This window comes from Alkalibacterium sp. s-m-28 (genome assembly GCF_054658175.1).
In genome coordinates, this window is record NZ_BAAGIQ010000041.1 from 1 (window position 1) to 20,375 (window position 20,375).

The window sequence follows — 20,375 nt, forward strand, 5'->3', positions numbered from 1 at the left end:
GTCATGAAAGGCGCTGGTCCCCAAGTCGAGCTCATAGGTAAATATAGCAGCCACTCCCAGTACATCAGCACCTTCACTTTTTGCTGCATTGACGGCATCGATGACACTCTGTCCAGTAGAGATCAAGTCTTCGATCACTACAATCTTAGCATGAGGCTGGAAGGTCCCTTCGATCTGCTTTCCGGTCCCATGCTTTTTCGCTTCACTACGGATATAGACCATCGGCAGTTTGAGTCTGTCTGCAATCCATGCAGCATGGGGGATTCCTGCTGTAGAAGTACCAGCAATCACTTCCACTTCAGGGTAATAAGTCTGAATGATACTGACGAATGCGCTGATTATCTTCTCTCTTACTTCAGGATAGCTCATAGTCAGACGATTATCGCAGTAAATAGGACTTTTGAGTCCGCTTGACCATGTAAATGGCTCTTTTGGTGATACTGTGACAGCTTTTATTCTTAACAGCTCTTCAGGTATGGTGTGATGTTCTGTTTTCATTCTCTCTATCCTTTCCATTCTCTTTGAATCGTGCTGTAGATTTCTGCTGGATCAGCAGCTTGAGTGATCGGACGTCCAACTACAATATGAGTGGATCCCATTTCCCTCGCTTCTGAAGGGGTAGCAATTCTTACCTGATCATCTTTGGACGAGTGATCAAGACGTATACCTGGCGTCACTCTAAGAAAACGGTCATCCGTTGCCCCTCTGATCAGTTCAGCTTCCTGAGCAGAACAGACCACGCCATCGGTGCCTGATTTAAAGGCCAGCTTCGCATAATGTCGTACACTCTCTTTCATTGTAAAGCTTGTCCCTTGTTCTACCTGCATAGACTGTTCCGAAGTCGATGTCAGCTGAGTGACTGCCAGTAAGAGCGGGCGTTTATGGCCGGGTGCTGTTCCTTTTTCAAGTCCTTCAATCGCTGCCTCGATCATCTGGCTTCCACCTGCTGCATGAACATTTATCATGTCCACTCCAAGACGGGCAATGCCGGACATCGCTTTTTTCACTGTTGTCGGAATATCATGAAGTTTGATATCAAGAAAGACACTATGCCCTCTGTTCTTGACCAGATAGACGATCTCTGGTCCCTGCTGATAAAACAGTTCCATACCTATTTTAACATTTAATGTATCAGAATCGAATCGATTTAAAAACGCTTCAGTATCTTCTACATTAGAATAATCCAGTGCAATGATTGGTTCATTATCCAAGCCGGCGTCCCTCCTTCACTTCCCTGATCAAGTCTTCGATCGATTCGATACCCAGATCAGCCATTCGGTCAGGAAGTGCATCAATGATTTCATTCATGACCACCGGGTTATGATAAGTTGCTGTCCCTACAGCGACAGCCGAAGCTCCCGCCAGAAACATCTGAATGACATCATCTGCGCTTCGGATTCCACCCATTCCTATAATCGGAACTGACACCGCATGTGATACCTGATAGACCATTCTGACAGCGACTGGAAAGATGCTCTCCCCTGACAGCCCGCCCATTACATTCCCCAGGACTGGCTTTCTAGTTTTAGTGTCAAAATTCATCCCTAAAACTGTATTGATGAGGCTCAGACCATCCGCTCCTCCTTCTTCAGCTGCCTTGGCGATAGTCACAATATCCGTCACATTAGGCGTCAGTTTGACGTACACTGGAAGTGAAGACACCTGCTTGACTTTTTCGGTTATGCGTCTGACAGCGGATGGATCGACTCCAAAAGTCAGTCCTCCTTCTTTTACATTAGGACAGGATAAATTCAGCTCCAGAGCGCTCAGCACACCGGATCCGCTTAAAATATCTGCTACTTCAACAAACTCCCCTTCCGTCTCTCCTGCTACACTTCCGATGACCGGTGTCGAGAATCCGCGTAATCGTGGCAGTTTTTCGCTGACAACCTTTTCTACACCAGGATTTTTTAATCCTACTGCATTGAGTGCGCTATGCTTCAAAGGATGAAATTTCGGATCTTCATTGCCTATTCTTGCCTGACGGGTGGTAGATTTCAACACAATTGCTCCAAGACGATCGTAGTCATACAAATCATGGTACATATCACCAAATCCGAACGTCCCACTTGCAGGCATAACTGGATTTTTTAAATTTAATCCGGGTAGTGAAACAGATAGTCGTGTCATATTGCTCCTCCATTTAATAGTATTTTAAAGTGCTGAAGTTGTGAATGTACGCGATTCAAGAACACTGATGATGGCTGAAACAGTATCAAGTGATGTCATCAGTGGAATCCCTTTTTCAATTGAGCTTTTTCTGATTGACAGACCGTCTTGTACAGCATCGATGTTTTTGCCCATAGTATTAACCACCAGATTGACCTGTCCACTCATAATCAGATCAAGAATATCGTATGACTGGTCTTCAGGATTACCAGTTTTTTCAATATGCTCAGCCGGTATTCCTCTTTGCCCGAAAGCATGGGCCGTCCCTTGCGTAGCGGTAATGGAATAGCCGATGCTGACCAGTCTGGCCGCTAAATCAGCAGCTTCACTTTTATCTTCATCAGATACAGTGAACAGGACGGTTCCGTGTTCCGGAAGTCTCATATCACTTGCCTCAAAGGCTTTGTACAATGCTTTCTCCAATGTGCTGTCGCTCCCCATGACTTCTCCAGTCGATTTCATTTCTGGTCCCAGCGTGGCATCCACTTTGTTCAGTTTAGAAAAACTGAACACTGGTGCTTTTACATGGACCATCGAAGAAAGTGTATGGAGACCCGGTGTATAGCCCTGATCCAGAATTGATTGACCTAGTATGGCTTTGGTTGCAACTTGAGCCATTGCAATGCCGGTAACTTTGCTTAGAAATGGTAAAGTACGGCTGGCTCGCGGGTTAACTTCGATAACGTATACCATCTCTTCGTGAATAACAAATTGAATATTCATGAGACCCACACAGTTCAGACCCAGACTCAATCTCTCGGTGTAATCGATAATCGTATCGATCACGTTCTGAGAAAGGCGCTGTGGTGGATAAACAGCCATGGAATCTCCAGAGTGGACGCCCGAGCGTTCTACATGCTCCATGATTCCTGGAATCAGGACCTGTTCTCCATCACAGATGGCATCCACTTCTACTTCTTCTCCTATCAGGTAGCGGTCGATAAGTACGGGATGTTCTGAAGATATACGTACAGCATCATTCATGTATTTTGACAGATCAGCAGCATTATCTACAATCTGCATTCCTCTGCCTCCAAGTACATAACTCGGACGGACAAGAACCGGATAGCCTATAGAAGAGGCTATAGTCAGCGCTTGTTCTTCCGTAACAGCGGTTCCTCCCTCAGGCTGAAGAATACTCAGACTCTTCAGGGCTTTCTCAAATTCATCTCTGTTCTCTGCTCGATCCAGATCTTCAACAGTAGTCCCAAGAATTTTAACCCCACGTTTTTGTAAAGGTTCAGCCAGATTGATAGCCGTCTGTCCACCAAACTGAACAATCACTCCTACTGGATTTTCCAGCTGGATAACATTCATGACATCTTCAACTGTCAGAGGTTCAAAGTACAGCTTATCCGAAATGGAAAAGTCTGTAGACACAGTTTCCGGATTGTTGTTCATTATGATCGCCTCATACCCAGCTTCCTGAATGGCTTTAACTGAATGGACGGTCGCATAATCGAATTCAACCCCCTGCCCTATGCGGATCGGACCGGAACCCAAGACAAGCACTGACTGTTTATCTGTAACCAGGCTCTCCTGCTCCTCTTCATAAGTACTGTAGAAATAGGGCGTGGATGATTCGAATTCAGCAGCACACGTATCGACCGTCTTGTACACTGGCAGAAGCTCGTGCATGACTCTGAACTGCCTGATTTCATCTTCGGTCGCATTCCATAATTCAGCTATTTTCCAGTCAGAAAAGCCATAGGATTTAGCATAGGCAAGCAGATCAAGATCCCACTGACCTTCCGTCAGCCGCTGTTCAATTTCGACGATATGAAGCAGTTTGTCGAGGAAGAATAAGTCGATTTTTGTCAGTGACGCGAGTTCTTCCACTAGATACCCTCTTCTAATTGCTTCAACAAGATAAAACAGACGGTCATCCTGAGCTTTTACTGTCTTGTTGATCAGCTGGTCATCGTCAAGATGATCCAGCTCAGCCAGCTGTATATGGCTGACCCCTATTTCAAGTGACCGGACAGCCTTCAATAAACTTTCTTCAATAGTCCGACCGATCGACATAACTTCACCTGTCGCTTTCATTTGAGTAGTCAATGTGCGGTCCCCTGTTTCAAATTTATCGAAAGGCCATCTCGGGATCTTAGCAACTACATAATCCAGAGCTGGTTCGAATTGGGCATATGTCGTTTCAGTGACAGGGTTTTTCATTTCATCTAAAGTCAATCCTACAGCGATTTTAGCTGCAAGTTTAGCAATAGGATAACCTGTAGCTTTACTGGCCAGAGCAGAGGATCGGCTTACTCTTGGATTGACTTCAATTACGAAGTAATCAAAACTGTTCGGGTCAAGAGCCAGCTGGACGTTACATCCCCCTTCAATACCCAATGCTCTAATGATTTTAAGGGAGGCATCTCTCAGCAGCTGATATTCCTTGTCCGTCAGGGTCTGACTAGGCGCAATCACGATCGAATCTCCCGTATGAATACCGACGGGATCGATATTTTCCATATTACACACGACCATCGCATTGTCATCAGAATCTCTCATGACCTCGTATTCAATCTCTTTATATCCGGCAATACTGCGCTCGATCAGACACTGGTTCACTGGAGACAGTTTCAGTCCATTTCCAACAATCTCGCGCAGTTCCTTTTCATTGTCACACAGTCCGCCTCCAGTTCCACCCATGGTAAATGCCGGTCTGACAATAACAGGATAACCGATTGAGTCTGCGAAATCCAATGCTTCCTGGGTGGTATGAACAATGTCGCTGTCCGGTACAGGTTCATTCAACTCTCTCATCAGTTCTCTGAACTGATCGCGGTCTTCTGCTTTATTAATAGCTGATAGACGAGTACCCAGCAGCTCGATTCCCAGCTCATCAAGTATGCCTGTCTCATTGAGCGCAATCGCCATATTCAGTCCCATCTGTCCACCCAAGGTCGGAAGCAGTGCATCCGGTCGCTCTTTTCTCAGTATTCTTGAAATAAATTCGACAGTCAGAGGTTCGATATACACTCTATCTGCTATCTCCTTATCCGTCATGATCGTAGCCGGGTTAGAGTTGATAAGGACCACTTCATAGCCTTCTTCTCTCAGAGCAAGACACGCCTGAGTCCCGGCATAGTCAAATTCTGCAGCCTGTCCGATGATGATCGGTCCAGAGCCAATCACTACAATCGTCTTGATATCTGTTCGCTTAGGCATTCGTTTCTTCCACCTTCCATGCATCCATTTCTTCAATAAACTGGTCGAACAGGTCTGCGGCATCATGAGGACCAGGTGCAGCATCCGGATGATACTGTACGCTGAACACCGGATACCGGCAATGTCTCAAGCCTTCAACTGTTCCATCATTGATTTCAATGTGTGTGATTCTCAGTTCATTATTATCGACTGATTCTTCAGATACCGCATATCCGTGGTTCTGAGACGTAAAATCGATTCGACCAGTCGCGATCTCACGTACTGGGTGATTAAATCCTCTATGACCAAAAGTCATTTTAAACGTATCTGCACCATTCGCCAGAGCAATCAGCTGATGACCAAGACAAATCCCGAAAATTGGTACATGTTTCTGTAGTTCTCTGATCATGTCATGAGCATACGGCAGATCTTTAGGATCGCCTGGTCCGTTCGTCAGCATCACCCCGTCAGGTTTCAGATTAAGTATGGTTTCTGCTTTTGTATCATGCGGCAGAACCGTTACATGACATTCTCTTTTATTCAATTCATGTAGGATACTATGCTTCAGACCAAAATCGATGACAATCACGCGTCGTCCATTTTGAGGACTGACATAAGGGCGTTCAGTAGACACTTGAGCAACCTGATCAGTCGGAAGAGTAACGGATTTAAGCCGATCGATCAATGCATCAGTCTCTTCTGTAAAATCCGTTAAAATGGCTTTCATAGCACCGTGTTCACGAATCACTCGCGTTAGTCGCCTCGTATCGACACCAGTAAGCCCCGGAATATCTTTTTCTGTTAAAAATTCATCCAGATTCATTCTGCTTCGCCAGTTTGATGGTCGTCTCGCAAATTCCTTGACGATCACAGCTTTTGTCGTTGGGAAAATGGATTCGTAGTCATCCCTGTTGATGCCTGCATTTCCTACTAAAGGATAAGTAAAAGTCAGCAGCTGACCATTGTATGACTGATCAGTGATCGATTCCTGATAACCGGTCATTCCTGTGTTGAACACGACTTCTCCGATCGTTTCTTTGTCAGCACCAAATCCGAATCCTTTAAAAACATTTCCGTCTTCCAGTACGAGCATTCTTTTTTTCATATGTTCTCCCCCTCATATACGACTTGACCATCAACCATTGTAAATACTGTCAGTCCATTGACTTTCCAGCCTATGAATGGGGTATTTGACGATTTTGAGAGGAAATCCTCACGCGAGATACGTTCTTCCCCACCCAGATCAAAGCAGGCCAGATCTGCTGGTGCCCCAACTTCGATTCTTCCAGTTTCCATTTGAAATATATCTGCAGGGATGGTGGTCAACTTACTAATCAGCTGATCTAAGCTGAGCTTCCCTTCTTTAACAAGATAAGTGTATAACAGAGCAAAAGCTGTTTCGCTTCCCACAATGCCAAAAGGAGACCCGATCATTGATCCGCTTTTCTCTTCATCGCTATGAGGAGCGTGATCTGTGGCGATCATGTCGATCGTCCCATCAATCAGCCCTTCGATCAGAGCCTCTCTGTCCGCTCTGCTGCGCAAAGGGGGATTCATTTTATACTGACTTGTATCAGAAGGGATATCCTCATCACATAAAAGTAAATGGTGTGGAGTGACCTCTGCCGTCACGTTGATTCCAGAACGTTTTGCATCTCGAATAACACGCACGCTTTCTTTTGCTGACACATGACAGACATGGTAATGAGCTCCAGTGGCTTCAGCCAGCAGGACATCTCTTGCAATCTGCGTTGACTCAGTCAGCTGTAGCATGCCGGGAAGGTTCAGTTCCTTATTTCTTTTCCCTTCATGCATCACACCATTAAACAGGAGGCTGTCATCTTCGGTATGAGCCACTAGTGCTGCACCATTTTCTGCGGCTTCAAGCATTGCTTTATACATTGTTCCAGCTGTCTGAACTCCGACACCGTCATTTGTAAAAGCAAAGGCTCCTTCTTCTAACATAGCCTTCTGATCAGTCAGTTCATTGCTTGTAAGTTCCCTTGTGATCGGAGCGTAATGCTTCACTTTGACCTGCGCACTCTCATCTATTCTCTCTATGATTTTCTTGAATCGTTCAGGCGTATCCGGAACTGGGCTGAGATTCGGCATAGCACAGATAGTTGTAAATCCGCCTCGAGCTGCTGCCTTTGATCCACTCTCGATCGTTTCTTTGTACTCATAGCCTGGTTCTCTAAGATGGACATGTACATCAATCAGTCCAGGTGAAACCAGTTTTCCTTTAGCATGCAGTATACGTCCAGCTTCATCATCAAGATTCATACCAATTTTCTGAATGATTCCCTTGTCAGTGTATATATCTACTTGACGAGTCTGTCCTGTTCCATCAATTATTTCTGCATTCTTTATTAAAATCGACACACGTGTCATCCCCTGTTTTTTAGTTTAAAATCGAATCTATGATTGCCATACGTGCAAATACTCCATTTTCCATCTGTCTGACTATTCTTGATCGGTCACATTCTACCAGCTCATCAGTAATTTCGATGCCTCGGTTAACCGGTGCCGGGTGCATGATGATGGCTTTTCTGTGCATTCTATATTCTCTTTCTTTGGTCAGCCCATACTGAGCCAAATAGGATACATCCAGCTCGTGACTTGCCTGCTGTATATGTCTTTCACGCTGAACCCGAAGCAGCATTACAACATCGACTTGATCTACCAGTTCATCAATAGATCTGTACTCGCCATATGTCTGACATTCAGTTCCAACAAACTCTTCCGGACCGGAAAAAAAGAGTTCGGCTCCAAGTTTCTTCAGGATCTGCATATTGCTTCTGGCTACTCTTGAGTGAAGGATATCCCCGGCTATGGCGACCTTCACACCTTTAAATGTTCCAAATTCTTCATAAATCGTCATAAGATCAAGTAAAGACTGACTAGGGTGCTGTCCGGCACCATCTCCTCCATTGACGATTGAGCATGTAATGGACTCGCTATCGATCAGCTGGTTATAGTAAGCAACATCACTGTGTCTGATAACCATCAGATCGATTCCCAGTGACTGTAAGGTAAGTACCGTGTCATAGAGACTTTCACCTTTTCTGACACTACTCATGGAGGGCTGAAAATCCAGCACATCCATTCCTAATTTTTTTTCAGCCATCTCAAAGCTTTTGTGTGTGCGCGTACTTTCTTCAAAAAAGCAGTTCACGGCATACATTCCCTTGTACTTGGGAACAGATAAGTTATGCTTGTAGGCAAGTGCCTCCTTTATTAGAGACATGATGTCATTTTCGTTATAATTATTCAATGAAACAAAGTGTCTGGCCTGTCTTCTTTCTGACGTATCCATTTCTTCCTCCTTTGTATTTACGGACATTCAGTGGCTCTTTGGATATTAAAAGACCCGGTGTATCCAGGGACACCGGGTCTTCTCGGAAATAACTATGAAACAATAACAGCTGCAAGTCAGGCTTACGATCCATTTAGCTATTCTAGCTGAATGAACTCACGGAGCGCCCAAGCATCCTCTGTACTCATAGTCTATCCTGTGACCTTCTGTGCCTCACGGGGCTTCAGTTAAAGCTCACATCACTTTGTTCATGACGGTTTTATTATATCTACGTGTTCTTTTCCATCTGCTTCATTCAAATAAACCTGAACGGACTCTTCACGGGAAGTTGGAAGATTCTTTCCGACAAAATCTGCCCTTATGGGAAGCTCCCTATTGCCTCTGTCTACCAGTACAGCTAGATATATTTTTTCAGGTCTTCCTCTATCGATTATAGCATCAAGGGCTGCTCGTATAGTTCTGCCTGTATACAGTACATCATCAATAATCACTACTTTTTTACCGGCTACATCCTGAACATGTCCGGCTGATACCTGTGCTGTAGAAGCATCATCTTCTCTGTCATCGCGATACAATGATGTGTCCAGCTCTATTACTTCGACCAATTCGCCTTCCAGTTCAAGAATACGATCTGCAATTCTCTGGGCTAAAATGATTCCTCTAGTCCGAATACCGGCAAGCACCAGTTTCTCGATCCCTTTATTTTTTTCGATAATCTCATAAGTAATACGTGTCAGTGCCCGTTTGATTGCCGCTTCGTTGACAACTTCTACTACTGTTTTATTTTCCATGACCTGCCTCCTGTAGACAGCTGAAAAGCATATTTCTATGTCCAGCTTTTTTATTAAATATCTGCCGATAAAGCATGTCACTTACTTCGTTTGAAGTATACAAAAAAGCACTCCTATCCATCTAAGATAAGAGTGCTCCCCATTGACTGTTTTGTTGGGCATAATCCGGCAGTTCTGGCATAACCAGTCTACCTGACTATTATCTCCATACATACTCTCTGGTACATCATGAAGATACGCGTCTCCTTCTTAGCCTCTCTGGACTATCTTTAAAGGACAGTTATTTAATTTAAATTAACTCTAAAGGTTTACTGTAAAAAAGTCAACCGGATATTTCTCAATTATGAATATTTCGTCTTCAATTCCATGACGACATCCCGCAGCTGTGCGGCTTTCTCGAAGTCCAGTTCTTTTGCCGCTTCTTTCATTTCCAGCTCCATTGTTTCGATCAGCTGACGTCTCTCTTCTCTGGACAGCTGCTTGACGACTTCTTCTGACAAGTCTTTTTCTTCATCATCAACAACGGTAGAGATTCTGATCAGTTCTCTCACTTCTTTCTTGATCGTCTTAGGAGTGATACCGTGTTCTTCATTGTATTCTTCCTGAATCTGACGACGACGATCAGTTTCATCTATCGCCTGCTTCATCGAGTCAGTTATACGGTCTGCGTACATGATCACTCGGCCATTTTCATTTCGGGCAGCTCGTCCGATAGTCTGAATCAGTGAACGGGCACTTCTCAGGAATCCTTCCTTATCTGCATCCAGAATAGCAACCATAGAGACTTCGGGAACGTCCAGTCCTTCTCTGAGCAGGTTGATTCCGATCAGAACGTCAAACTTCCCGACACGAAGGTCCCGGATGATCTGTGTCCGTTCCAGCGTCTTGACGTCACTATGCAGGTATTCGACTTTTATCCCTACCTCTTTAAGGTAGTCGGTCAAGTCCTCGGACATTTTCTTGGTCAATGTCGTAATGAAGACTCTTTCGTCTTTCTCGACTCGATCATTGATTTCTTCGATCAGGTCATCAATCTGTCCTTTGATCGGACGGACTTCAACGATTGGATCAAGCAGGCCTGTTGGTCTGATGATCTGCTCGACGATCTGACTGGATCGGTTCATTTCATAATCAGCCGGCGTAGCTGAAATATAATTAATCTGAGGCACGCGTTCTTCAAACTCTTCCAGGCGCAGCGGGCGGTTATCCAGTGCGCTCGGCAGGCGGAAACCATGATCGATCAGCTGCTGTTTTCTGGCTCTGTCCCCATTGTACATCCCTCTGATCTGAGGCATAGTGATATGGGATTCATCAATAATGAAAAGAGAGTCTTCAGGGAAGAAGTCCAGCAGTGTATAGGGTGCTTGACCAGGCTTCCGGCCATCCATGTGTCTGGAATAGTTCTCTATGCCTGAACAGTAGCCCATTTCCATCAGCATTTCAATATCATAATTCGTCCGCTGTTCCAGTCGCTGTGCTTCGAGCAGCTTATTATCTCTGTTCAATTCTTCCAGACGGTCCTTCAGTTCTGCCTGAATGGATTCGATAGCCGACCTAGTCTGTTCATCATTTGAAACGAAGTGAGTGGCAGGGAAGATCGGTACGTGAGACAGATCCGCTTTGACTTCACCTGTCAGAACATCAACTTCTCTAATCCTGTCTATCTCATCACCGAACATCTCAATACGAATGGCTTCACTTTCTCTGGAGGCAAGGAAAACTTCAATGATATCCCCGCGAACACGAAAGCGTCCACGCTGAAAATCAATGTCGTTTCGTTCAAACTGCATATCGACTAGGCGTCTGAGCAGCGTTTCCCTGCTGATTTCCATTCCTGAACGCAGAGAAAGGACGTGTTCCGCGTAATCTTTCGGATTGACCAGTCCATAAATACAGGATACAGAAGCAACTACAATCACATCTCTTCGCTCAAGCAAAGCACTTGTCGCAGAGTGTCGCAACTTATCTATTTCATCATTAATGCTGGCATCCTTTTCGATGAAGGTGTCGGAAGACGGCACATATGCTTCAGGCTGATAGTAGTCGTAATAACTGACGAAGTATTCGACAGCATTGTCCGGAAAGAATTCCTTAAACTCCGTATAAAGTTGACCGGCCAATGTCTTGTTATGTGCCATGACGAGTGTTGGCTTGTTCACTTCCTGAATTACGTTAGACATGGTAAATGTCTTCCCAGTCCCTGTTGCTCCAAGTAAAACTTGCTCTTTCTGGTTCTCCTTGATTCCCTTGACCAATTTCTTTATTGCTTCAGGCTGGTCTCCCCCTGGCTGGTATACTGATTTCAGTTTAAATGCTTGTTCGACCATAAAAATTCCCCTCTCTAGCAGTCATTCAAGCTTAGTTTATCATAAAAAAAGTATTCTCAAAGACTTTGCGTCTCAAGAGAATACTTTTCAGTCAATTATGCTAATTTTTTGCTTAAACGGGACTTGTCTCTAGCAGCTTTGTTCGGATGAACAAGACCTTTTGCAGCAGCTTTATCGATCGCTTTAACAGCTTTTCTGTAAAGCTCCTGAGCGTTGTCTGCGTTGCTGTCTACCGCAGCAACAAATTTTTTCTTAGCTGTTCTCATTGAAGTAACCTGACTCATGTTGTTCAGTCTCTTCTTAACGTCTTGTCTCTGTCTTTTTTCAGTTTGAATCATGTTTGGCATGGGTAAAACACTCCTTATATCGTCTCAATTAAATTGGTCTACAGATTATTGCTCATATCCTGCAATAAATGACAACCTTAACAGTTGATTTATTCAACATTCCCCATTTTACAATATCTGCAAGCTTTTTTCAATGATTTTTTCATTCATTGCTTATATCTTCTCCTGCAGTTTGGAGAATTTCCATATAAACAGCTCGATTTGCAGCTCAGGATCGACCTTTCCTGTCTTTATTTCATGGTCTGCAGTTATAAGCATGTGATGCGCTTGGGACAGTACAGGCTGAGGAAACTTCTGCTGTTTCTGTACAGCCAGTTTTATACGATAAGGGTGCACTTTCAGTATCGTTGCGATATCAGACTGCTGATATCCCTTGTTCTTAAGTATCTTCACCTGCAGGAGCAGTCTGAACTGACTGATCATCAAAGCTAAAATCTTTACAGGGTCTTCTTTCTGAGTCAGCAGATCCTGATAAAGCTGGATCGATCCACCGACATCTTTTTTAAGTACGCGTTCGTTCAGCTCAAAGATATTCTGTTCCAGTGACTTGGATACCAGCTGATGAATTGCATCGATCGATACTGCCGTTTCTCCTGAGTGGTATAAGGCCAGCTTTTCCGCTTCTCTGATCGTTCGAGTCAGATTATAATCGGTCAGATTAACTAAAAGATCTACTCCTTCTCTGGAAATCGACAATCCTTTCTGACTGAAAAAAGACAGCGCATATTCTTTTACATCCGTCTGCTTATCCGGATTGGCTTCAATTACTTCAGCCTTCTTCAATACAAGTTTGGTTATTTTCTTCCGCTTATCCAGCTTATCATAAGGTGCTAGAAAAACCAGAACTGAAAACTCAGAAGGATCATTGATATATCTTTCCAGCTGCTCAATTTCATGAGTAAAGGAATGTGTCACCTTTTTTCCTGTAAAGATATAGCTGTCATGTACAATGATCAGCTTATTACCCCCGAAAAAAGGATAACTTTCAGCTTCATGAATGATATCCTGTATCGGGGTGTCTGACAGATCGAAATGGTAGATGTTCATCGGGTCTTCATTGTCTTCTTCCATTCTCTCATTGAAGGCTTTTACAGCGTTATCCAGGAGAAGTTCTTCTGTTCCCCAGATCAGATAACAGCTGTTGAGCTTATCATTGGAAATGGATTTCAGTTGCTTAAAAGCTGTTTTCATCATTTGACTCCTTACTATCGTTATCAGTCATTACGTTAAATGCCCCTTTTTTCTGTAGGTAATTGTCCAGATACTTGAGGTCCGAATAGGTATAGCGTATGCCCCCATTCTCGTCGGTTCGAAACAGAAAAGCCGGATATCCGCTCAGCTGATCGATTTTTTTCCGATAAGGATGACCAAATCGGTTGTTCTCCCCAACAGATATCAGAGCATAGTCAGGGTCGATCTGTTTTAAAAATGCTTCGTGTGTAGACGTCCCACTACCATGGTGAGCAACTTTCAGTACATCGGCATTCAGTTCAGGGAAGTGCTTCATTATATTCTTTTCTCTTACTTCCTCTATGTCTCCCGTAAACAGCCAGTCCAGTCTTCCATATCTGCCTAGCAGAACGATAGACTGGTTGTTTTCATTCGTCTGATCTGTCCAGTTGTCATGAATGACATGAAGCTGATCTGTCAACTTCACAGGTTCATCGGGTTTTAAAATTCGAACGTTCAAGGCACCTTCCTTTATCTGGGAAAGAGAGTGTCGAAAGGCTGAGTGGTTTTTAGTAAAGTCATTCATCACCAGCGTCTTCACAGGAAAGGAATGGATAAGTTCGCTCATGGCACCATAATGGTCCCAATGCGGATGGGTAATCACCAGCTGATCGAGTGTTCTGATTCCCAGACTTTTCATCACAGGAATCAGTACATCTTCTCCCAGGGAATAGTCATGGCTTCTGATCTGCCACTCTTCCTTTTCATTCCATACCTGTAAGCCTCCAGTGTCGATCAGAACAGCTCCTCTCCCGAATGGTTCTTTAATCAAAACTGCATCGCCTTGACCCACATCGATCATCATAACCTGGCCGATCGGTGAATAGGTATTTACATTTATAAGAAGCAGGAGCAAAACTGCAACCGGTATGGTAGAAATTAACTTTTTACTCTTTTCCACTTGAAGCAGTCCTAAAATACAGAAGACGATCCATAGTACAATCATGGTTCCACTGAACCTTCCGGTGACAACCATCAGTGACATCGTCTGATCAATGATCAGACTCGTCTTTTCCATAATGACAATCACCCAGCTGACCAGTTCATCCAGAATAAGCCCGAATTGAGTAAGTGCAAGAAGCGGTGAGGTAACGAAAAGAATGAGAAGCGCTGGCATAAGAAGATAGGTGACATACGGTACGAACAGACTGTTTAAAAAGAGCACGCCCCAGGACAACTCGTAGAAATGAAAGCTGAGAACCGGTACGGAAAAAGCGAATAGTGCACAGTTGACGAGAACTATCTGCTTTACTCCCGACAGATCCCTGAAAAAGGCCTGATCAGAAAGAAACAGAAGGATGAAGCTCATAAGAAAGCTCAGCTGAAAGCCCACTGAAAAGATGATCATTGGCCGTACAAACACGGCAAGACAGAATGTGAGTCCCCAACAGTCAAGCGATGTCAGGTGCCAGTCGAGAGTATCGGAAAGGTATCTGATCCATGCCTGCATGGCCGCCCGGTATATGCTTATGCCAAAACCCGCAAATATGTAGAACACCGGCAGGATGAAAAGAAAGACCAGTCTCTTCGACTCTCTGGTCACAGTCATACCAGTCATAATTCGGTCCATCATACCAATCAGCAGTGATACATGTAGTCCCGAAATACTGAGAAGATGAATGATTCCTAACTGCTTGAAGGTCTCGGTCACTTCCGCTCCCAGTTCCCGCCTGTCTGCAAATATCAATGCTTTGATATAACGTCCGGTAGTCGGCTGAAAGATCCGGTCACAATAATTCAGCAGGTCTTGTCTAAGCGGATCTGTTTTGTAGGCCCGTTCTAAAAAGGATGGCGCAAGGTCAATGTCTTCTATCTCATTCGTATACAGAACATAGGTTATATTCTTTCGATTCAGATAGGTCCGATAATCAAACTGATTGAAGTTGGTTGCCTGACCTGGCTGGTTTAACTCGCCTTCAATCAACAAGTGAGATGGAATAAGTGCTCTGCGTTCTTCTTTTTCCTGTTCGCTGGATAATCGGTGTACCACCATGACTTCTTGACTGACCTTTTCGTTCATTGCCAATCCTTGAAAACGAAGACGATCGCCATCTACGGTCCAACTAGTTTGCTTAACTTCAACAAGATAGGAGTCTTCTGGAATAGAGTCCGATGGGTCAAATTGGTCGTCAGCTGCGTGCATACGGATAGTGACGACAGCTAGACTGAAAATAATCAGTCCTGTCAGACGACGGTCCGCAGACCTTGCTGTTTTAATCATGGCGCTGATGAGTATGAGAAGAAGCACAGTATACCCGGTCAGGATATACGATACCAGTAAACCTATCAGAATAGAAAAGATGATCAGTCTTCCTCTAATCACTAGTCAGGAATTATTAAACAGGATCAGTGTAAACGTGCTCGATTGTTTTGAAGAAATCCGTCGGTACAGATATTTTTTCCGTCAGGACACCGGCTTTTTCAAGCAATTCAACGGCATACTGATGGTTTCGATAATCATTCAGATAATATATTTTTTGAATCCCGCTCTGTATAAGCTGTTTTGTACATTGCAGACAAGGAAAATGAGTGACATAGAGATCGGCTCCTTCAGTTTTCACACCGAACTTGGCACATTGAAGCAGCGCATTAGCTTCTGCATGGACTGTTCGCACACAATGTCCATCGACGACAAAACAGCCTTCATCGATGCAATGAACATCACCGCTTACCGATCCATTGTAGCCCCCGGAAATCACTCGTTTGTCTCTGACGATCGTGGCACCCACTGCAAGTCTCGAGCAGGTGCTTCTCATGGATAGAAGCATGCTCTGAGACATAAAGTACTGGTCCCATGGTATTCTCTCATTCATCTTGTCACTCCTTGTCAAATGTGTTCAATATGTTCAGTGTCTAACCTATTTATACAGTATACAAGAGCGGAACTTGTGAAGCAATATTCTCTGTCAGTGTACGATAATCTGATCCTGGATTTTTTCAAATGTCTTTTCTCCTATTCCCGATACATTTACGATGTCTTCTGGTTTTTCAAATGGACCTTGTTCTTCCCTATAAATAACAATAGCTTCTGCTTTCTGCGGTCCTATGCCATTTAAATCCAACAGCTCTCCTACTCCCGCAGTGTTGATGTTTATTTTACCTTTATCTGTCTCTTCTCCGGACGGGCTGATCCCAAAGAGTGGGAGATCAGCCGCTTCTCCTTCATATGGAATGTAAATGACCATTTCATCATATAGGAGCTGGGCGAAATTGACTGCTTTCACCTCCGCCTGCTCCACTGTTCCTCCAGAAACTTGGACAGCATCCACTACACGCTGTCCAGACTGCATTTCGTAAACACCGGGTTTGTTGACCGCCCCTTTCACGTCTACAAATACAGTCGATACTTGACCCTTGTCGGTATTGGGTGAGGCTGCATCCGCAATATTGTCTCCGCCTTCGTCTTTAGGAAGCTCATCTGCTGACAACAAGCTATCCAGCGTCTGCTCCTCACTCGCCGGCAGCTGCTCGTACGGAACTTGCTTTATTATAAGCAGTCTATAGCCTACTAAAGCAATAACTGCCGCAGCCACTGCAGTAATGATAAATGGTTTCAATTTTTCAAACGTACCCACTTCACTCTCCCTTCTGGTCATACTATACATATTTACCATTTAAGCTAAAACTCACTAAATTAATGTCGTTTTTTTGTAATGGATTGAGTGAAGCAATAAGTTTTCAGGCATAGGGAGTTGTTGCTAAGACAACTCTTGCGACAGACTCGAGCTTTTAGTTGCAACGAGTTGGTTCTAAGAAACGTCTTAAAACCAGTTCAGACCAGACATAACGGATGAATTGAGTGAGTCTTAAAATGAATCAAGCAGCTATTCGATCATCAAAAGATATCTTCTGCTGAGAATACCATCCTCTAGATGAGATTCTTCAATTATAGAATCTCTTTATCACCGTTTTGTCTGATGTATTTATTCGCAGATTATCTAAAATACATCTAAAAGAAAGCCGTTCTCAGAATACAAAAACCGCAAATCTCGGGAGGACACCCAGATTTGCGGTTTTCTATAATTTAAAGCACTGTTCAGCTGTTCCTTAATCACCAACCAACTTATTCAAATAGCTGATGGCATCGCTGATATGTTGTACAGGAACAATTTCCATCTCTGTATCAATTGCTTCAGCTGTTTCCAAGGCAAGATAATAATTCGACACGTAATCCGGTATATGAGCAATCGTCTCCTCATCTACGGGATCGTCCGGTACAAAGAAGATATCTGCCCCTTCTCTGTCAGCCGCTACGACTTTTTTATCGACGCCACCAATCCGACCGACTTCCCCGAACTCATTGATGGTTCCAGTTCCAGCTACCTGCAGGTTATTTAAGGGGAAATCTGTAATCTGTGTATAGACTTCCAAGGCAAACATCAGTCCTGCTGAGGGGCCACCTATATTTTTAGAGTTGATGGCTACTGCCGGATCAGTTTCTACTTGTGTCCTGGTCACAAGAGTAATTCCAATACCTGGCTGACCCGTACTTTCAAGTACGACAAGATCGCCTTCCACTGTCAGTTCTTCGCCATCTCTTTCAATGAGAAGGGAGACCGTATCTCCTGCATCCTTCCCGCTTACGCTATCAACGAATTGCTGAGTGTTTTCAAAGCGCTCACCGTTCAGTTCCAGAATACTGTCTCCTGGAAAGAGCTCGTCTTCAAACTGAGACTCGTCTGATACACTCATTACATATACGCCTCGGTAATCGATGTCATAAGGCAAGCCTGCTTCCTCGAATGCAGCGACTTTCGCCATATCAATCGAATTGCTCATGAAATACCTCTGCATAGTCCGGTATTCTTCATAATTATCTATCTGACCAAGCAGCTGACTTTCCCAGACTCCGGAATGAAAAGGAAGGAACTGGAAAAAGCTGGTGAAAGGTGTCGCCTGAAACATTTCAACTGTCGTCAGCATATACCGTCCATCGACCGGATCTACTACTCCTTCGACTTCTACCAAGGGATTAATTTCAACTGCGCTACCCGGTCGTTCAATGTAATAAGGAATTGGTACAAAGAAGAAGAGATAGAAAATAATAGCATAGATTATTCCTTTAACAATTTTTCTTATTTTCACTTAAGAGGACCGCCTTTTAATTACTGCATCTATAAGTGCTTCAGCTACATTAGAAGGAACAAGTGGATCGATTTTCCCATTGTAATAGGCAATTTCCTTGACCATAGTCGAACTGATCGACCGATACTGTTCATCGGATATCAGAAAGACTGTCTCGATATTATTATTCTGTATCTTATTCAAGGTCGCGATATCTACCTCATATTCCATATCTTTAATTGACCGGATACCTCTGATCAATATGGAAATATCCAGTTCTTCTGCAAGAGAAACGGTCAGACCGTCGTGAGCCATTACACTCACCTGTCTGACTCCGTTATTCTCAAGAGCGGTTCGGATCATGTCTACACGCTGATCGACTGAGAACCAGTATTTTTTCGCTGTACTGGCACTGACGACTACGACAACTTCATCAAACAGTCGTGACGCACGTTCAAGAATATTGATATGTCCACTTGTCACAGGATCAAAACTGCCGACGTACATTGCTTTTTTCACTTATTCTTCCACCCATTCAAATATAGTCAGTTTAGTGGTACCATATGTCTTTTCTTTATATACTGCCAGCCTGTGACTGGTAGGAGTGATCAGGACGTGTTTATCCGTTTCACATACAATCAGTGCGTTCGGTTTGAGAAGCTCATACGATACCAGAAGTCCGATAACCTCTTCTATCTGCTGATTCGCATAAGGAGGATCCAGAAACACTAAGTCAAATGTTTCTTCTGCTGTTTTCAGACTAGCAAGCGCCTGCCTGTCTTTCTTTTTCCATACTGTAAATTTATCTTCTTCTCTTGTCATTTTTACGTTCTCATTTATCACAGATACAGCTGACTGATTGATATCCACAAGATAGGCTTTATCTATACCCCTTGAGACCGCTTCTATTCCAAGAGAGCCGCTTCCGGAATAAAGATCAAGTGCAGTTCCTCCACTGAAATAAGGACCTATCATATGAAAGAGAGATTCCTTGATTTTATCCGTCGTTGGTCTGGTGTTCGATCCTTTTAAGCTTTTTAAGGGTCTCCCACCATACTCACCGGAGATTACACGCATATATTTCCATCCTTTATCTTATAATTAAATGACTCGTCTGGATGTTTCCAGTTCAGATTTTTCAAGTTCAGTTTTTTTCTTTGCCATCTCCGTCACTTTGTCGAGAACACCGTCAAATGTCTTCGGCAGCTCGCACTGGTAGGCATTTTCCACTTTTCTGACGAAATGCTGTTTGCTGATGGTTCTACTCAGATCTTCACGTTCATCCTTGTTCACATACAGAACTGCGTAATTAATATTTTTAGAGACATAATGCACTAGCCCATAACGCTTTAGTTTATTTACATATTTTGTAGTATAAAGCCATACAATAAGCCCGGCTCTTCCATTTTTTTGTTCGCTCATTAGATTCACCTTCAAGAGTTTTTTTCATTATATCAAAAAAACCCTCTTTGTGAGAGGGTTTTTTAAGTTTCAGTCGTTTTGGTTAGAGTTAAAAGCCTCTGAGTAAACATCATTTAAATGTTTCTCAAGGGTCCCGAGCATCAGATGCCCTTCTTCTTCATCAATCATACCCATAGCGATAGCAAATTCTACTTTCTTCGAAAATCCGAACATTTGAGTATCTATGACTTCTTCAAAAGCAGGACATGATACACAAAGATGCTGCTGATTTTCAATCAGTGATGATATCTTTTTCGCATCTTCGTTAAGAACATCTTTAGCTAGAGCAGTCTGCAGCTGATCCATAGGCATTTCCTTTCCTTATCATCCATAAGTAGTCTATAACTTACATTAGTATAGCATACTGCTCAGGAATGTGAAAGGTTGTATGACTTTGAATTTGCCCTTTTTACGTCAGGGCAGCCTCTAAATCGAGCATGTAGGAGGAAGGCAATGGAACACTGGTATGAATTTCTTTGAAACACTGTAAGAAGACACACAAATAGAACGCCCTTTTCAG

The 20,375-nt window shown here is 43.6% G+C and carries 19 protein-coding genes; all 19 read right to left on the reverse strand.

From position 1 onward, the window contains the following. On the reverse strand, window positions 1–498 hold a 498-nt coding region (gene pyrE, locus ACYQ4S_RS07010; RefSeq protein WP_459770232.1), incomplete at its 3' end, for an orotate phosphoribosyltransferase. A 5-nt stretch (window positions 499–503) separates the two neighbouring features. Further along, entirely contained in the window at window positions 504–1,211 is a 708-nt protein-coding gene (pyrF, locus tag ACYQ4S_RS07015; protein WP_459770233.1) for an orotidine-5'-phosphate decarboxylase, read from the reverse strand. After that, window positions 1,204–2,130, reverse strand: a complete 927-nt coding sequence (locus tag ACYQ4S_RS07020) for a dihydroorotate dehydrogenase (protein WP_459770235.1) — start codon at window positions 2,128–2,130, stop codon at window positions 1,204–1,206. The genes pyrF and ACYQ4S_RS07020 overlap by 8 nt, the downstream gene beginning before the upstream one ends. Before the next feature lie 24 nt (window positions 2,131–2,154). After that, on the reverse strand, window positions 2,155–5,340 hold the full coding sequence (gene carB / locus ACYQ4S_RS07025; protein ID WP_459770236.1) for a carbamoyl-phosphate synthase large subunit: 3,186 nt from the start codon (window positions 5,338–5,340) through the stop codon (window positions 2,155–2,157). Continuing rightward, window positions 5,333–6,424, reverse strand: coding sequence for a carbamoyl phosphate synthase small subunit (locus ACYQ4S_RS07030; RefSeq protein WP_346024388.1), 1,092 nt, complete (start codon window positions 6,422–6,424; stop codon window positions 5,333–5,335). The genes carB and ACYQ4S_RS07030 overlap by 8 nt, the downstream gene beginning before the upstream one ends. Beyond that, window positions 6,421–7,701, reverse strand: coding sequence for a dihydroorotase (locus ACYQ4S_RS07035; RefSeq protein ID WP_346024389.1), 1,281 nt, complete (start codon window positions 7,699–7,701; stop codon window positions 6,421–6,423). Before ACYQ4S_RS07035 ends, ACYQ4S_RS07030 begins: the two co-directional genes overlap by 4 nt. A gap of 19 nt (window positions 7,702–7,720) precedes the next feature. Next, complete coding sequence (locus tag ACYQ4S_RS07040) at window positions 7,721–8,635, reverse strand: aspartate carbamoyltransferase catalytic subunit (RefSeq protein WP_459770238.1); 915 nt, start codon at window positions 8,633–8,635, stop codon at window positions 7,721–7,723. Between the two features lie 248 nt (window positions 8,636–8,883). Then, on the reverse strand, window positions 8,884–9,426 hold the full coding sequence (gene pyrR, locus ACYQ4S_RS07045) for a bifunctional pyr operon transcriptional regulator/uracil phosphoribosyltransferase PyrR (RefSeq protein ID WP_346024391.1): 543 nt from the start codon (window positions 9,424–9,426) through the stop codon (window positions 8,884–8,886). A gap of 341 nt (window positions 9,427–9,767) precedes the next feature. Continuing rightward, window positions 9,768–11,753, reverse strand: coding sequence for an excinuclease ABC subunit UvrB (uvrB, locus tag ACYQ4S_RS07050; RefSeq protein WP_459770239.1), 1,986 nt, complete (start codon window positions 11,751–11,753; stop codon window positions 9,768–9,770). Window positions 11,754–11,848: 95 nt separating this feature from the next. Next, the gene (rpsT, locus tag ACYQ4S_RS07055; protein ID WP_091264941.1) at window positions 11,849–12,100 is read right to left on the reverse strand and encodes a 30S ribosomal protein S20; all 252 of its coding nucleotides are present in this window, start codon (window positions 12,098–12,100) and stop codon (window positions 11,849–11,851) included. 153 nt (window positions 12,101–12,253) lie between these two features. Then, entirely contained in the window at window positions 12,254–13,291 is a 1,038-nt protein-coding gene (gene holA / locus ACYQ4S_RS07060) for a DNA polymerase III subunit delta (RefSeq protein ID WP_459770241.1), read from the reverse strand. Beyond that, window positions 13,275–15,653: a DNA internalization-related competence protein ComEC/Rec2 gene (locus tag ACYQ4S_RS07065; RefSeq protein ID WP_459770242.1), complete on the reverse strand. Its 2,379-nt coding sequence runs from the start codon at window positions 15,651–15,653 to the stop codon at window positions 13,275–13,277. The genes holA and ACYQ4S_RS07065 overlap by 17 nt, the downstream gene beginning before the upstream one ends. Before the next feature lie 13 nt (window positions 15,654–15,666). Further along, complete coding sequence (locus tag ACYQ4S_RS07070) at window positions 15,667–16,143, reverse strand: ComE operon protein 2 (protein ID WP_459770244.1); 477 nt, start codon at window positions 16,141–16,143, stop codon at window positions 15,667–15,669. A gap of 93 nt (window positions 16,144–16,236) precedes the next feature. Then, a complete protein-coding gene (locus ACYQ4S_RS07075) occupies window positions 16,237–16,905 on the reverse strand; it encodes a helix-hairpin-helix domain-containing protein (RefSeq protein WP_459770246.1) in 669 nt (222 codons plus the stop codon). A gap of 472 nt (window positions 16,906–17,377) precedes the next feature. Continuing rightward, window positions 17,378–18,415: a SepM family pheromone-processing serine protease gene (locus ACYQ4S_RS07080; RefSeq protein ID WP_459770248.1), complete on the reverse strand. Its 1,038-nt coding sequence runs from the start codon at window positions 18,413–18,415 to the stop codon at window positions 17,378–17,380. Further along, on the reverse strand, window positions 18,416–18,913 hold the full coding sequence (gene coaD, locus ACYQ4S_RS07085; RefSeq protein ID WP_459770249.1) for a pantetheine-phosphate adenylyltransferase: 498 nt from the start codon (window positions 18,911–18,913) through the stop codon (window positions 18,416–18,418). Continuing rightward, a complete protein-coding gene (gene rsmD, locus ACYQ4S_RS07090; protein ID WP_459770251.1) occupies window positions 18,914–19,471 on the reverse strand; it encodes a 16S rRNA (guanine(966)-N(2))-methyltransferase RsmD in 558 nt (185 codons plus the stop codon). A gap of 24 nt (window positions 19,472–19,495) precedes the next feature. Beyond that, window positions 19,496–19,816 carry a YlbG family protein gene (locus ACYQ4S_RS07095; protein ID WP_091264926.1) on the reverse strand — a complete coding sequence of 107 codons (321 nt, stop codon included), beginning with the start codon at window positions 19,814–19,816 and terminating at the stop codon, window positions 19,496–19,498. A 69-nt stretch (window positions 19,817–19,885) separates the two neighbouring features. Continuing rightward, window positions 19,886–20,161: a DUF1507 family protein gene (locus ACYQ4S_RS07100; RefSeq protein ID WP_459770253.1), complete on the reverse strand. Its 276-nt coding sequence runs from the start codon at window positions 20,159–20,161 to the stop codon at window positions 19,886–19,888. Window positions 20,162–20,375 lie beyond the last annotated feature (214 nt).

Bases quoted from the DNA above. Each gene is read 5' to 3' on its own strand.
- carB (WP_459770236.1), bottom strand. From the start codon at position 5,340: ATGCCTAAGCGAACAGATATCAAGACGATTGTAGTGATTGGCTCTGGA.
- pyrR (WP_346024391.1), bottom strand. From the start codon at position 9,426: ATGGAAAATAAAACAGTAGTAGAAGTTGTCAACGAAGCGGCAATCAAA.
- uvrB (WP_459770239.1), bottom strand. From the start codon at position 11,753: ATGGTCGAACAAGCATTTAAACTGAAATCAGTATACCAGCCAGGGGGA.
- rsmD (WP_459770251.1), bottom strand. From the start codon at position 19,471: ATGCGTGTAATCTCCGGTGAGTATGGTGGGAGACCCTTAAAAAGCTTA.
- ACYQ4S_RS07040 (WP_459770238.1), bottom strand. From the start codon at position 8,635: ATGGATACGTCAGAAAGAAGACAGGCCAGACACTTTGTTTCATTGAAT.
- holA (WP_459770241.1), bottom strand. From the start codon at position 13,291: ATGAAAACAGCTTTTAAGCAACTGAAATCCATTTCCAATGATAAGCTC.
- ACYQ4S_RS07030 (WP_346024388.1), bottom strand. From the start codon at position 6,424: ATGAAAAAAAGAATGCTCGTACTGGAAGACGGAAATGTTTTTAAAGGA.
- ACYQ4S_RS07020 (WP_459770235.1), bottom strand. From the start codon at position 2,130: ATGACACGACTATCTGTTTCACTACCCGGATTAAATTTAAAAAATCCA.
- rpsT (WP_091264941.1), bottom strand. From the start codon at position 12,100: ATGCCAAACATGATTCAAACTGAAAAAAGACAGAGACAAGACGTTAAG.
- ACYQ4S_RS07070 (WP_459770244.1), bottom strand. From the start codon at position 16,143: ATGAATGAGAGAATACCATGGGACCAGTACTTTATGTCTCAGAGCATG.
- ACYQ4S_RS07100 (WP_459770253.1), bottom strand. From the start codon at position 20,161: ATGGATCAGCTGCAGACTGCTCTAGCTAAAGATGTTCTTAACGAAGAT.
- ACYQ4S_RS07095 (WP_091264926.1), bottom strand. From the start codon at position 19,816: ATGAGCGAACAAAAAAATGGAAGAGCCGGGCTTATTGTATGGCTTTAT.